Below are 14,808 nucleotides of genomic sequence, written 5' to 3'. Positions count from 1 at the left end.
TCGCGAGGCTAGTGCGTCGCTTCGCCAGCCACATTGCGCATGTGGCTGGCGTGCTCTTTTTTGCACGCGTAGAGCTCGGCGAGGTCGTCGTTCGAGCGGATCACGTAGGCCGTCAAGATGGCGGTCGTGCTCGCGCTGGAGGGAAGATCCACGCGAACCGATTCGCCAGGGATCACGTCGTGCGTGATGCGCTGACCTTCGACCTGCACGTCGAGCGCGACGTGCGCGGCGTCGGGCGCGAGCGTCGCGGCCACCGCAAGGGGCCCGGCCTCGCCGTTCGCGTCGTAGTTCGCGGCGACGCCCGAGGCGACGAGTAGACCCGCCGAACGTCGTGGTGAGGCGAGTGGATCGCCATCGCTCGAAGCGCGTTCGAGCATCAGGAGCTCCACGTAGATCTTCGGGGTGGACGTCGGCGCGTCCGGGGAGACCGCCTTCGGGGCCTCGGACGGAAGGTGGCAGCTCGTCATCCATTGGCTCATGAGAGCGGTTTCGGCGCGCTGGGCCGTCTTCGTATGCGAAGTCCGGCATGCCGTGAGGGCGGCGACGAGCAAGGTGACGGTCGCGAGGGCGTCGAAGAGGTTCACGAGCGAGCATCAAGCAGGGCCCGTGCCGCACCCGATCCATCGAGCATCAGGTCTTGACGGATGCCGAACCTGCCATTTTGACGACGACATCGTGATGTTACGCACGGCACTTGGACAGGGCGTCAACGCGACGTTTGCACCGAAACGCTTGACACGGCGCGTCTCGAAGGCCATCGGCTTGGGGGCGAATGGACGCCTCTCGGTCGACGACGGCGAACTGCCCTGGTTGTGACAAACCGATCGATCCGCTGCGCGCAGGGCACGTGGCGATTGTCGACGGTGGCTTCCGCTATTTCTGCGGTGCCACCTGCAAGTCTCTCTACGTCGACGTGTCGTCCAAGCGAGGAGCGCTCGACGCGATGACGGCCGATCCGCCGCCTGTCGCGAGTTCGGTCCACAGCGCGCCCATCGTCATCAGCGGCCTGCAGCCGTCGCCACGCCGCGAGCCGCCGGTCTCCACCGGCCGCGCGATTCGGACGGAAGAGCCCGAGCCCACGCCCTCGCCGCGCTTCCGTCGCCGTCGCCGATGCCGGCGTCGGTGGAATACGGACGAGCTCGAGCCGGGCTCATCGAGGGCGAAGACGAATTCGACGGCGAACGAGCTGAGCCGTCGCCTCCGCCGTCGTCGCCTGCCCGCCCGTCGCCGGACGAGGTGCTCGACGAGACGGACGACGAAGAGGCCGAGGCGTACACGGACGCGCCGTCCACGCTTCGATCGCCGGCGCCGTCCCGCTCCCCGCTGCTCGCGTCGTCGTCGGCACCGTCGTCGTCGTCGCCGTCGCCGCCCGTTTCCCTCGCGCGTCACCTCAAGGCCCTCGCTCCCATTTTCGGGATTGGTGCGGGCGTGCTCGCGGCCGTGGTGTCGCTCGCGGGGATGCCGCGTCCGAGATGCGTTTGCCGCTCGCGCTCGGGGCGGCGTTCGTCCTCGTCCTCCAGAACGTCTTGCGCTCGCGGGAGCGAAGCGAGCCGTCGGCGCTCGTGACGACGGTTCCGATACTGATCGCGGCCGCCGTGGCAGTGGTCACGCGTGCTGGGGCCGCCTCCAATCCGCGCGTCGATGCGTATGCCTCGTTCGTGGGGCTCGCGGCGGCGGGCGCGCTGCTCGTCGACTTCCTGCTCACGCGCGCACGTCGCGACGTCGATGCCGCGCGCGCACGCGATGCAGCAGGTCTCTCCGTTCGCGTGCGCCTCGTCGGTGCCGGCGACGAAACCGAAGACGTCGATGCGTCGCAGGTCAAGCCGGGCGAGCAGGTGCTCGTCGAGCCGGGCGAGACGATCGGCGTCGACGGCATCGTGACAGCGGGCAAAGCCGAAGTCGTGCCTTTCGTCGACTCGCCTGCCGTCATCACCAAGCGCGAAGGCGACGCCGTAGTCGCGGGAGCATCGGTGGTGTCGGGACGTCTGCGCGTTCGCGCGACGTTCACGGCGGGCGAGCGTGCGTGGGTCCGCCTCGCCAGCTCGCCGGCGGCGCGTGTGGAAGTGGCCGCACCGCTCGTCGTCGTCGGTCGACGCATGGTCGAGCGCGGTGTTCCAGTCGCCGCGCTCGTCGTCGCGGGCGCCACCTATGCGAACAACGCTGCCTGGCCCGACGTCGTCATCGCGGCGTGCGCCGGCGCGTTCGGGCTCTCGGCGGTGGCCGCGGTCGCGGCCTCGGCGCTGGCGCATGCACGCGGCCACGTCGCTGCGCAGCGACGGGGCATCGTCTACAAAGACGCCGGCGCGTTCGACGTCGCAGCGCGCGCGGACGTCGCCGTCGTTTGCTCGCGCGGAACGATCCTCCTCGGTGAACCGGAGATCGTGGTCATCGAGGCCACGCCGGGCAGAGAGGTCGATCGCGTTCTTGCGCTCGCGGCGGGCGCCGAAATGGCTGCGGCCGATGCCCTCGCAGCCGCCGTTTTGGGCGAGGCGCGTGCGCGTGGTGTACGTCCGGAGAACGTTCGGTCGGCGCTCGTGAGCGAGGGACTTGGCGTGACGGCACTCGTGCCGAACGGCGACAAGGTGATCGTCGGCAGCCGCGCCTTCCTGTTGAAGGAGAAGGTCAGCGTGGCCGTCTCCGACGCGCGGGTGTCGGAGCTCGAAGCGCAGGGCCGCAGCGTGCTTCTCGTGGCGCTCGGCGGTCGCCTCGTCGGTCTGCTGGCGCTTCAAGACGGCCTGCGTCCTGGCGCTCGTGCTGCCGTTCAGCGTTTGCATGATGCACGTATCGAGCCGGTGCTCCTGAGCGGCGAAGCGCGGGAGACGTGCGAGACCATCGCGCGGGCGCTCGACATCGAGCACGTCCGCCCTGAGGTGCTCCCCAGCGATCGTGGAGCCGAGGTTCGGGCCCTGGCGGACGGTGGCCACATCATCGCTGCGATTGGTCACGCCGCGTCGGACGACGGCGCGCTCGGCTCGGCCGACGTCTCGGTCGCCATGGGGGCAGCGGGCTCGGCGCCCGGCGAATGGGGGGTGGCGCTCGCCTCGGACGACGTCCGCGATGCGGCCCTGGCACTCACGGTTCCCCGGGCATGTCGCGAGCGAGCGAAGAGTGCCATCCTCGTCGGCGGAGGCGCGCAGGCCATCTCGCTTCTGGGGATCGCCTTCGGCATCGCCCCGCCGGTCTTCGCGCCCGTCATGGGCGTCTTGGCGGCCGCCTGCGTTCTGGCCATCGTCCGCGAGCCCACGCAGACCCTCCGGGCGCCGGTGCCGAGCTCGGAACCGACGTCCTGAACCCGAGTATCCGGTCGAGCTTTCGAGGGCTATGGTCGTCGGACGGCCAAACCGATGGGAAAAACCACAGTCGCCGACACCCGCACGACTTCGTACCGACCCCCGCCCGACCCATTCTCGCAGGCATGTGCAGAGCGGAGTGGCCAGTCAGGTGGACCCGTCGGACGAAGGCCGACGTCAAGGCCAGAAAAGTTCGGGACCGGGCCGAGGCGAGGCGGAGGGGGCGAGGCGAGGCGAGGCAAGGCGAGTCCCGGCGGGGGGCGGGGTGGCGAGCCCCCGGCTTCGCATCGAGGTGCTCCTGATTGGGGTGTACCGGCCCTTCGTGTGCCGATATCGTATCTGTTCGAGGTTCAACGTTGTTCGTGACCCTTCGAGAGAGAGACGGCGTCGGGGGACACCGAGCCGCTTCGGCCCTGTTTTGACCGATGAATGGTGAGCGCGCGTGGCCGATCTCGTGAAGTCTTCCAAAGCCGGCGATGAAGCAGGCCCCGTTGCGCGGGTGGGCAGCGTCATCAAGGGCAAGTGGACGATCGAAGGCCTCCTGGGCGTCGGTGGTATGGCCGCGGTCTTTGCCGCGTCGCATCGAAACGGCCAGCGCGCGGCCCTCAAGATCCTCCACGCCGACTTTGCGCGTGAGAAGGTCATTCGCGAGCGCTTCCTCAAAGAGGCTTACGTCTCGAACAAGGTGAACCACTCGGCGACCGTCCAGGTCCTCGACGACGACGAGACCGAGCAAGGCGAACCCTTCCTCATCATGGAGCTCCTCGAGGGAGACACGGTTCGCGACGCCTGGAAGAAGAGCGGGCGCACGATGCCTGCCGGGCGCGTGCTCCAGATCTGCGAGCGCGTGGTCGACTGCCTCGCGTCGTGTCACGCGATCAACGTCATCCATCGCGACCTGAAGCCCGCGAACATCTTCATCACCAAGGACGAGGAGATCAAAGTCCTCGACTTCGGCGTCGCGCAGATGCGTGACGCGACGAGCGAGCGAACAGCGACGGGCACGGCGCTCGGAACGCCTGCCTACATGTCGCCCGAGCAGGCGATGGGCCTCGTCGACCAGCTCGATGGCCGCGCCGACCTCTTCTCCGTCGGCGCGATGATGCACGCGCTCATCACCGGCCATCGCATCAACAACGGCCGCACCGAGCAGGAAGCGCTCGTCATGGCGGCCACGAAGCCGGTTCCATCGGTGGCGCGTCTCGCCTCGCAGCTGCCCATCGAGCTGATCAAGGCGATCGACAAGTCGCTCGCATGGGACCGGCGCAATCGCTACCAGGACGCGCGCGAGATGCAGCGTGCACTGCTCGCGCTGATGGCTGCGCAGGGCGCTCAGCCGCTCGCGGCCCGCCCGCCGCCGAGGCCCCTCGAGGTCGTCGCGCCTCCCGCACCGACCATTCCGCCTGCCATCGCCCTGGCCGCTCCGCCGCCGCCTGTACTCGCCGCGATGCCTGCGCCCATGGCGCAGCCGGCTCCTGCCGCGGCCCCCGCTCCATCCTTCACGTCGGCGTCGACCTCGGGTGTCGGGACGGCCATGACGCCGTCGTCCGGCATGTCCGGTCCGAGCGTGGCGCCTTCCGTGTCGAAGTCGGTGCCGGTGCAGCCGCCGGCTTTCGATCCGTTGCTCGGGTACGCGCCCCCGATGGCGAAGGCGCCGTCCGGTGCGCCGGTCGCGGGCCCCATCGCCGTCGAAGTCCCCGAGAACGATCCGCGCGTACAGACGCTGCGCGATCTCATGAAGCACTGGGATCGCCTGCTACCGAGCGTTCGTCAGTTCGGGTGGGCGCACCCGGCGACGGAGCGCGCGCTTCGCACGTGCTTCGAGGGCTTCTCCGAAGCGCTTCGTCATCAACCCACGGTCTCGAGCTGGACGCTCCGCCCGTATTCGCTGATGACCCTCGGGCACACCGTCTGGGAGCCCACGGCGCCGTTCGACGCGATTCCGTACAACCTCTTCGCCTGCGGTATGCGAACCCTCCGCATCGAACCGGGCGTCAGCCTCGAAGAGATGCGCGAGTTCTTTGCGCTCTGCTTGCTCGACCCGGGGCGCGACTTGCCTCCGGAAGACGACCTCGCGGCGTCGTTCTGGGAGAAGGCACTCCCGCACGTGCATTGGGAATGCGTGGATGCGTTCGCCGAAGGCGACGCCTCGGAACGTGAAGCTTTCTACGGCGAGGCCGACGAGCTCGAAAACCTCGCCTCCGATGCGGCGCGCAACAACACGAGCCGCATCGAAGCCAAGGCCATGGCGCTCTCGACCGACGAGGGCGCGTTCGGCAAGCTCAAGGAGCGCTCGCCGTTCGCGCTCGACGAAGGTGCGCGTGGCAACCTCGCGGGGCAGCTCGAGATCGCCCGCGAAATGTGGAGCGAGCGCTATGTCGACGCGCTCATCGAGGGCTATCTCGACGCCGCCTCGAACCGCGATGCGCCTCTCGTTCTCGCATCGCTCCGCAAGTCGACGGCGGACCTCGCCGTCGTCGGCCGCATCGACGTCGCCGTGCAGTTGAACCACGCCCTCGTCGAGCGCCTGTGCGTGCGCGTTCAGGCACCGGAGAACCAGAGCAAGCTGGTCGCGGCCCTCACCAACGCGATGTTCGGTGGCGAGACGCTCGAGATCGTCCTCAAGCGCCTGCGCGATGATCCGAGCGCGCTCGATTCGTTCGCGATGGTTTTGGGGGCGCTCGGGCCGAACGAGCTGCAGACGGTTCTGTCGAACGTGCGCGAGGTCACGCACCCCGAGCTTCGCGGCGTCCTCGTCGGCTTCGTCGAGCAGTATGCCGCCGGGCGCGAACACGAGCTCGCGGCCGCCATCCCTGGCAGCGACGTCGACACGGTGTCGGCCCTCATCCAGCTCTTGGCACGCCTCGGAACGCCGGGGGCGCACCAGGCGCTTCATCAGCTCGCCCAGAGCGAAGACATCAACGCCCGGACCGAAGCTCGGGTGCACGTCGCGCCGTCCGCGGAGCACGCGCAGAACGAGCTTGCAGGGCTCCTCGACAACGCGTCGGCCATCGTGCGCCTCGCGGCGCTGCGTACGGCCACGCGTTACCAGATGCGTGGTACGTGGGCCACTGTGGCGCGCATCATCAATGGCAAGGCCTTCAACGAGCTCGGAAACGACGAGCGCCGCGAGCTGCTTCGCGCGTGCCTCGTTCTCGTGCCCGAGCGAGGCGAGCCCATGGTGCTCGATCTCGCGAAGAAGGGCGGCGTCATCGTGAGCGACAACCGCGAGGCGACCCGATCGCTCGCGGCCGAGCTGCTCGGTGACCTCTCGCGATCGCGTCAGGTGGCGTCCGCGCTTCTCGAGCTCTCGCAGTCGCGTTGGGGCGTGTCCGAGGAGACGCGCCTCGCCGCCGGCAACGCCGCCAAGCGCATCGGCCAGCGCCTCGTCCAATCGCACGGAGGAGCGTCCGCATGACGATGCGCCTCGACATCGTGACGAACGACGCGGGCGAGTTCGTCCGTCGCGAGCACGCGCGCGAGCTCGGCGCCGGCGTCGTCATTGCCGTCTACCGCCTCGCGAAGCTCGCGCAGGTGCACGACCTGACGAACCAGGCGTTCACGCGCCAGCTCGAGCAAACGCACCAGATCATCGGCGACTACTGCTTGCGTTCGGGCACGAACGTGAACGCGCTCTTCGCCCACAAGGCCGTCTTCGTCGCGGGCCAGCTCCTCAAGGGCTCCCGCGCGGCGTACGAGGCGGCGAGCGAGCTCGGCGACATCCTCGAGCGCCTGGGCGGCTCCGAGCTCTACATCCAGCGCGATGTGACGCGCGAGGAACTCCTCGCCTTCGCCGAGCAGATCTCGATCGGCTTCCGCTCGGCCCCGGGAAGCTTCCGCTCGCCCACGCCGAAGATTCGCCTCCGCCCCGTCGCGGACTCAGCGCGCCTCCGCGGTCTCGAGCTCGAAGACCTGTCGCCGGACGAGCGCATCATCCGTACGTACGCGTCGGCCGTCGTCATCATGCGGCGCTTCTTCGAGGACCTCTCCTCGAGCCGCTACATCCTCCCGCGGCGCATCAAGCGCATCGCGCAGAGCCTCGTCGACCTCTCCGAGGGCTCGACACCGGCGTTCCTCGGCGTGACCGAGGTGCGCAACGCGAACTTCGACGAAGCTGGCCGCGCCGTGAATACGGCAATCCTCGCCGTCTCCATGGCGCGCGAGGTCACGCACGACCGCGCGATCCTCTCGCAGCTCGCGATGGCGGCGATGATGCACGACGTCTCTCGTCCGCGCGCGCTCGCCCTCGCGGCGGCCTCCGGACCGGCGATGCCGGGAATGGCGGGGCCGTCGTCGCTCTCGGAGGACCAAGAAGATCGCCTCGCGGCAGGTTCGGCCGCCGTTCTCACCGCGCTCGGTCGAGTGAACGAGCCTTCGATCGCGCGCACGGTGCTCACGTTCGAAGCGCTGTGGCTTCGCCGTCGCACGTGGCTCGGCCCGGTTTATTGGGGAGCACGCCCGCCCACGCTCCACGCGAGCACCATCGCCGTCGCGCGGCGCTACAACGACCTGCTCACGCCCGAGCCCGGTCTTCCGCCGCCCACCGCCGACTACGCGGTCGCGCAGCTCGCCGAAGAGTTGAAGGAGCCGCAGGACCGCATCGTCCTGCGCATGCTGATCTCGGCGCTCGGCCTCTTGCCGCTCGGCACGGTGGTCCAGCTCTCGACCGGTGAGCTCGCCGAAGTGATTCGCGGCTCGCGAGGCGCAGGCGACAAGGCTCGCATCCGCATCCTGTCCGATGCGGGTGGTGCGCGCACGCAAGGGATCGAGGTCGAGCTCGCCCAAGACCCGCGTCGCACGGTGGTGCGCGTCGTCAGCGTCGAGGGGTGGAAGAAGGGCCTCGCGCTCGCGCCGAGCCACGACCCGCCGCCCGACTCGTACGTCCACGAGGAGCCGCCGGCGCCCGCGCCGCTGCCGCGCGTTCGTTCGGCCCCGCCGCTCTCGTCGCTCTCGTCGGCCCCCATGGCGGACGCGCGAACGCAGATCCTCGCAGCCCCGCCAGCCCCGCCAGCCCCGCCAGCCCCGCCAGCCCCGCCGGCCGCTCAGGAGCACCTCGCCAACACCGATCAGGATTCGGGCGAGCACACCGGCGACTCGATGCCCTCGAACGGTTCCACGCCTTCCGCTGTCGCGGAAGCGATGGGCCGAATGATCAACGACTCGCTCAAGCCTCCGGCGCACGCGCTGCGCGACGGCGATCGCGGAAGCACTCCGAGCGGAACCGGCGTGCGTGGAGCAACGCCGTCCACGCGTCCCGGGCGCGAGGCTACGGCACGAGGCAATCTCGCGGCAACGCCGCTGCCTCACGTGCTCGTCTACATGCTCGATCACGCGCTCACCGGTAGCGTCGTGTTCGAGGGCGGTCCGGGCGAGGACACCATCTACTTCGTGGAGGGCATTCCCACGAAGATCCGGCTCCACGAGCCGGTCGCGTTGCTCGGTCAGGTCCTGCTCGAGGGCGGCGCCATCGACGCGGACACGCTCGAACACGCCGTGACCAGCGCGCACCACCTCGGCATCCTTCTCGGCGAATACCTCGTCGGTGACGAGCTCGTCTCGCGCGAGGCGCTTGCGTGGGCGATCGAAACGCAGCTCCTGCAGAAGATCGCGCACCTCGCGAATCTCTCGCCGGACATCTCGTACACGTACTACCGCGAGGTCGATCTGCTCGAAGGTTGGGGCGGCGTCGACGTCGACGTCAGCGCGCCGCTGAACGGCATCCTCGCGAGCGTTCGGAACTGGGCCGATCGTGCGCGCATTCGCGCCACGCTCAATCGCATCGGCAAGCATCCGCTCGTTCTGCACCCCGACGCGGCCCTCGACGGCCTCTCGATGCAGCCCGACGAGCAGGTGGTGCTCGATGCCATTCGCGGCGAGCAGCTCCAGCTTTCTCAGCTCTTCGCTGTTCGCATCGCCGACGAGGAGACGGTCTCGTCCCTCGTGTACACGCTGGCGGTCACGCGTCAGTTCGCGTTCAAGGGACAGAAGAAAGGGCCCATGGCCGTACAGGGGCGCGCGAGGAACGTGCCTTCCGTGCCTGCCGCCCGTCCCATTTCGGTGTCGCCGTCTCCGCCTTCGGTGCGCCCTAGCGCGCCGGTTCAGGGCCCCGCCTCCGTTCGTCCGAGCACGCCGGTGCAAGCGGCCCCACCCGCAGCGCAGGCCCGTCCGATGGCCCCTGCCGCGCGTCCTGGTCAAGCGGGGCGACCCATCGTGGCGCCGCAGATTCGGCCGATCGCGAAGAGGCCTGCGGTGTCTTCGCCTCCCGCCGCGGACCCGCGCCGAGCGGCTGCCCCTCCGCCGGCCCAGCCTGCTCCCGCGCCTGACGTGGACGACGACCCGTCGGATGCAATGAAGACCATTGCGCTCCCGGCGCCCGATCTGCGTCGCGGTCTCGGGCGAGGTCTGCCAGGTCTTCCGTCGGTGCGTCCGGCGGCTGGAATGCCCGCGCCTTCGCCCGCACCGTCGGGCCGTCCGGCTCCTGCCGGGCCATCGCGCGCGCCTCTTCCGTCTCCCGGTAAGGCCAGCGCCGCACCGGCTCCGATCGCGATCGGTCCTGCCATCGCCATCGGTCCGTCGCCGGATCTCTTCGCTCCCACCGGCGCGTCGGGGACCGAGATCAACGACGACGGCCTCGCCGATGCCGAAGCGGCGCTCGAGGCGATGACGCACTTCCGGCTCGCGGAGGTGGCCCTCCAGCGAAACGATCTCAAGACCGCGCTCCAGCTCGCGCAGAAGGCCGTCGACGGTGATCCGCTCCAGGCGGACTACTGCTCGCTTCTCGCGTGGGTGCAGTCGCTCGGCGGCAACCCTGCCGTCGTCGAAGAGGCGATCGTCACCATGAACGACGTCCTCGGCGACGATCCGACCAACGAGCGCGCGCTCTTCTATCGCGGCAAGCTCTTCGTGCGGACCAACCGTCTGAAGGAGGCTCTCGCCGACTTCACCGAGCTCCTCGCGGTGACGCCGAACCATCGCGAGGCGGCCTCCGAGGTTCGTGCCCTCAAGGCGAAGCTCAGCTGACGCTCACCGCGCGCGGAGGGGCTGCGTTCGATAGGCCTGATTGACGACCTGGCGGAGCGTCGCGAGCTTGTGCGCGCGCTGCGCGTCGGGCACGCCATGCTGGGTTTGCACGCCTCGCGCGACCTGCGCGATCTCGCCCTGCGCCCGCCATTCCACGGTGCTCGGCAGGCCGAGGGCCGTGCGGAAGGCGTCGCCCATCTCGATGGCGCTACCGAAACGAGCCGCCGGGTCCTTGGCGAGCGCGCGGGCGAAGAGCTGGTCGAGCACGGGCGGCGCCTGCGGGACGAGCGCACAAAAACGCGGGGGAGGCGTCTCGACCTGATCCATGCGGATGGCGAACTCGCTCTTCTCGTTCGCGAGGAACGGCGTCCGGCCGGAGAGTGCCTCGTAGAGAACGATGCCTGCAGAATACAAGTCGCTTCGGCCATCGAGCGGGTGACCGAGCACCTGCTCGGGCGACATGTAGGCGCCGGTGCCGGGGGCGAGCTCTTGGGGCGAGGGCGCGCGGAGCCCGTGCGTGGGCCGAACGAGATGCGCGATGCCGAAGTCGGTGAGCTTCACGATCCCGTCGCGTCGGATCATGATGTTCGAGGGCTTCACGTCGCGGTGGACGATGCCCATGGCGTGCGCGGCGGCGAGGGCGCCGAGAAGCTGCTGCACGTAGTACCAGGCGCGCTGGAACGACAGCCCCGGAAGCGTGCCTGCTCCGGCGAGCCTCGACCGTGCGACGTTCCGCGCGATGACGTCTTCGAGCGTGTCGCCGTCGACGTACTCCATGGCGAGAATCGGCGAGAGCACCGTTCCCGACGAGGGCGTGAAGCTCGCCGGTCCGAGGGCCGGATTTGGAGGAACGCCGGCCATCGTCGGGATCCACGTGAAGAGGTCGTAGAACCGGACGACGTTGGGGTGCGCGAGCAGCCTCAGCGCCTCGGCCTCGTTCTGGAAGAGCGCGCGGAGCTCGGGCTGGATGCTTGCCTGGGGTTTGAGCTGCTTCAAGGCGAGCGGCGTTGGTTTCTCGCGGCCGCGCGGACCCTTGGGGTCCCAGAACATCCACGCGCGGTAGACCGAGCCCATGGCGCCGGCGCCGATACGCGCGTCGACGACGATTTTCCCGTAGCCGCGATCGATGTGGGTTCCGGGGCCGAGCGTGCGACCTTGCGCCCGGGACGGTTGCAGACTGCGGCACTGCGGGCAGACCGCCGACCCTTCCGGGATGGTGAAGTTGCACTGAACGCAGGTCGCCACGACGCGCTTAGCCTAGCGTGGACGCGGGCGAAGTACGAAAACGAGGCAAATTGTCCAGCTCAGCTGGTCTGACGCCGGTCCAAGCGTCATGTTGGATGTGTGGGATCAGCCACGTTCCTCTTCGCTCCCGTGCCGGACTTCCGATACGTCGGATTGGAGCCGATCCCGGCGCGCCGTTGCGGGGTGGCGGCAACGGCGTTCGGTCTAGGAGCGGGGGTGACGCTGGCCATGCATGGCCTCGACGCACGTCACGCTCTCGCTTTCGGGGCGATTGCATCGGCAATCTCCGCGTTCGCCCTGCGTGGCAAGGGGGGCAAGCGCTCGACGCCCGGGGCCACGAGCATGGCCATCGTGCCGTGGGGAATGCTGGTTGACGCGGGGGACGCCCCACGCATCCTGCGGTGGGCGGCGGTTCGCAAGATCGACGTCGCGACCTGGCGAGCGCCGACCCTCTTCGTGGGGGCGACGCCATCGAGTCGCGTCATCGTCGAAACCGATCATGATCGCTTCGAAGGCGAGGCGGACTTCGACGCACCGCTCGAACGGCTGGTGGCCTATTTGCCGTTCTACGCCACCGAGCAGGCCATGCCTCTCGCGCGTGATCTCGAAGGGGATACCCTCGGGGACGCCCTCGAGCCGAGCGAACCGAGCTGCGAGGCGCTCCTGGCGTCGGCGTCGGATTGGCTGGCGACGTCGAACGCCGCCGCCCGGCTGGAGCTCCCACCCGCCGGCTATCGGATGGCCTCCGCTCGGTCGGCGACGCCGGTGGCGGTGGAAGCGCTCCGCGGTGTTCTCCGCGATCGGACCCCGAGGCCCGCCGACCCTCGGGCGTTTGCGGCCATCGTCGCGGCCGAAATCCATGCCTCCGAGCTGGCCCCCGAGCTCGTCGCGCTGACACAGTGCCCGCATCCCATCGTGGCAGCCGTCGCCAAGCAAGCGGCGCGCCGGCTAGGTGTATCCTGCACGAAAACCGGGTCTCTCGACGAAGTGGCCCCGTTCCTATTCGAGCGTGATCGGATGAGGCTCGAGGCCTGGGGTCGAGGCTGATGCCTGAAAGCTCGCACCTCGTCGCCAAATTCGTTCCCTTGTGCAGCTGTTAAGCCGCATGCGATAAAAAAGCCGAGGGGGCGACTCGCGCGCGATGCGGATCGGGAACGTCATCGGCGGTAAGTGGCGACTCGATGCTCTCCTCGGTCGAGGGATGACCTCGGACGTGTACCTGGTCACGCAGGTCACGCAGGTCACGCAGGTCACGCAGGTCACGCATCGCAACGGCCATCGCGCAGCGCTCAAGCTCTTTCACGCATCGCGTTGTCCCGATGCGGAGACGTGTACGCGCCTCGTCCAAGAAGCGCGCATTGCGAACACGATCCGCCATCGTTCGGTCCTACGCATCGACGACGACGGTGTGACCGAAGACGGCCGCGTCTACTTGGTTCTCGAGTTGCTCGAGGGAGAGACGCTCGAAGCACGTCGCGTCCGGTATGGCGGACGGCTTCCGCTTACGGAGCTCTCGCCGATCGTCGAGGAGCTCACGAGCGCGATGGCAGCCATTCATGCGGCCGACGTCGTGCATCGGGATTTCAAACCCCACGACGTCTTCCTGACCGACTCGGGACAGCTCCGGCTCCTCGACTTCGGTACCTCGCGTGTCTTCGCCTGCGCTCCGGCGTTCATGTCCCCCGAGGTTGCGGCCGAAACCATGGTCGCCATCGATCGGCGCTCGGACATTTGGTCCCTCGGCGCGCTCCTGTTCACCGTTCTCTCAGGCCATGCCGTGCACGAGGCCGACGACGACGCTGCTCTTCGTTGGACGGCTGCGACGAGGCAGGCGCGTCCACTCGCGTGGGTCGACGAGTCGATCGACGATCGAATCGCCGGCGTCGTCGACCGCGCGCTCGCCTTCGACAAGAGGGACCGCTGGCAGACCGTCTCCGAGATGCGCCTCGCCTTCCGGCGTGCCGTTTACGCCGCCATGCCGGACATGCCGGGGGCACGCGGCGACGACGAGGTCACTGCAGACTTCAAGGCGAGCCTTCGGACGTTCGCGCTGCCGCCGCCGTCTCGTCCTCGCAAAGTCGAGGGCCAGCGGGCAGGTTTGGCCGACGCCGGTTCGGGGATTCCAGGCACGCCGGACGGGATTTCCAGGCCCCCGCGCGCATCCGACGAGAAGGCCGACTGAGGGGGCGTAGCCCGCGGCGAGCAGGGCCACAGGCGGGGGAACGGCTCAGCTCCTGCTCCGTTCGTACTCCTCGTGCGCGCATTGGTCCGCGAAATCGAGGCTTTCTGTCGGGTGCTGCTCTAGACTGCGCGGTCTCATGGCGAAGCTCGAGTTCACCGTCCCCGATACTCTGAACGGCGCCCGCCTCGACAAGGCGGTCGTTGCTCTTGCGCCCGGCGCATCGCGGGCTCGCGTCAAGAAGGCCATCGAGGGGGGCGACGTGCGCGTGAACGGGCGCACGTTGGCGAAGGGCGGCGTCGTGGCGACGGGTGACATCATCGCGATCGACGAAGCTGCGGTGAAGAGCGGTGACTCGCCGTGTCTCCCCGAGCCCGAAGCTCCGCTCGTCGTGCGTCATGCGAGTGCCGCGGTGCTCGTCGTCGACAAGCCCGCCGGCCAGCCCACCGCGCCGCTCCGCGAAGGCGAGATGGGAACGCTCGCGAACGCGCTGCTCGGCCACTATCCAGACCTCGATGGCATCGGGTACTCGGCCCGTGAGCCCGGCATCGTCCATCGCCTCGACACCGAGACGTCCGGGCTCGTCGTCGCGGCGCGCACGGCCGACGCGTTCGAGACGCTGCGCGAGGCGCTCAAGGACGAGAAGATCGAGAAGGAGTACCTCCTCGTCTGCAAGAGCGAGGGCCTCCCGGACGAAGGCACGATCGAGTATCCGATCGCGAACCACCCGAAGGACAAGCGGCGCGTCTATCCCTGCATCCACCCGCGCGACGTGATCCGTTACGAGCCGCGCGCCGCGTCGACGCGCTATCAGGTCGAAACGCGTGTGGGCCCGTGGGCACTCGTTCGCGCCGAGGCGAAGCGCGCCATCCGTCATCAGCTCCGCGCGCATTTCGCGGCGCTCGGCCATCCGCTCGTCGGCGACACGCTCTACGGCGGCGAAGAAGTCTCCGGGCTCGCGCGCCACGCCCTGCATGCCGCGCGCGTCGCCTGGGACGGCGAAGGCAACAAGGAGCTCGCGTTCGACGTGGTCTCGGAGCTCCCCGAGGACATGGCGAAGCTCGTCCGCTGAGG

General features: G+C 69.0%; 8 protein-coding genes. 6 read left to right on the top strand and 2 right to left on the bottom strand.

What is annotated here, in order from left to right; genetic code table 11:
* Positions 1-8: 8 nt before the first annotated feature.
* A complete protein-coding gene (locus tag AKJ09_RS05665) occupies positions 9-584 on the bottom strand; it encodes a hypothetical protein (protein ID WP_146646156.1) in 576 nt (191 codons plus the stop codon).
* Between the two features lie 888 nt (positions 585-1,472).
* Between AKJ09_RS05665 and AKJ09_RS05655 the strand changes: the two genes are divergently transcribed.
* The 3 genes from AKJ09_RS05655 to AKJ09_RS05645 all read left to right on the top strand — a co-directional run bounded on the left by AKJ09_RS05655 (position 1,473) and on the right by AKJ09_RS05645 (position 10,310).
* Complete coding sequence (locus tag AKJ09_RS05655) at positions 1,473-3,290, top strand: HAD-IC family P-type ATPase (RefSeq protein WP_146646155.1); 1,818 nt, start codon at positions 1,473-1,475, stop codon at positions 3,288-3,290.
* A 454-nt stretch (positions 3,291-3,744) separates the two neighbouring features.
* Positions 3,745-6,708, top strand: a complete 2,964-nt coding sequence (locus tag AKJ09_RS05650; protein WP_146646154.1) for a serine/threonine-protein kinase — start codon at positions 3,745-3,747, stop codon at positions 6,706-6,708.
* A complete protein-coding gene (locus AKJ09_RS05645) occupies positions 6,705-10,310 on the top strand; it encodes a hypothetical protein (RefSeq protein WP_146646153.1) in 3,606 nt (1,201 codons plus the stop codon). Before AKJ09_RS05650 ends, AKJ09_RS05645 begins: the two co-directional genes overlap by 4 nt.
* A 3-nt stretch (positions 10,311-10,313) precedes the next feature.
* Here the strand turns inward: AKJ09_RS05645 and AKJ09_RS05640 are convergent, their stop codons facing one another.
* Positions 10,314-11,555 (bottom strand): serine/threonine-protein kinase, encoded by a 1,242-nt coding sequence (locus tag AKJ09_RS05640; RefSeq protein WP_146646152.1) that lies wholly within the window; start codon positions 11,553-11,555, stop codon positions 10,314-10,316.
* 129 nt (positions 11,556-11,684) lie between these two features.
* Here AKJ09_RS05640 and AKJ09_RS05635 point away from each other — a divergent pair, with 129 nt between their 5' ends.
* From AKJ09_RS05635 to AKJ09_RS05625, 3 genes are all read left to right on the top strand, one after another.
* Entirely contained in the window at positions 11,685-12,602 is a 918-nt protein-coding gene (locus tag AKJ09_RS05635; protein ID WP_169927279.1) for a hypothetical protein, read from the top strand.
* A gap of 94 nt (positions 12,603-12,696) precedes the next feature.
* On the top strand, positions 12,697-13,737 hold the full coding sequence (locus AKJ09_RS05630; RefSeq protein ID WP_146646150.1) for a serine/threonine-protein kinase: 1,041 nt from the start codon (positions 12,697-12,699) through the stop codon (positions 13,735-13,737).
* A gap of 136 nt (positions 13,738-13,873) precedes the next feature.
* The gene (locus AKJ09_RS05625) at positions 13,874-14,806 is read left to right on the top strand and encodes an RluA family pseudouridine synthase (RefSeq protein ID WP_146646149.1); all 933 of its coding nucleotides are present in this window, start codon (positions 13,874-13,876) and stop codon (positions 14,804-14,806) included.
* Positions 14,807-14,808: the final 2 nt, after the last annotated feature.

The sequence above is a fragment of the Labilithrix luteola genome (assembly GCF_001263205.1).
Lineage (GTDB): Bacteria > Myxococcota_A > Polyangia > Polyangiales > Polyangiaceae > Labilithrix > Labilithrix luteola.
Note: the sequence above shows the minus strand (reverse complement) of the source record. Positions and strands in the feature narration are given on the sequence as shown.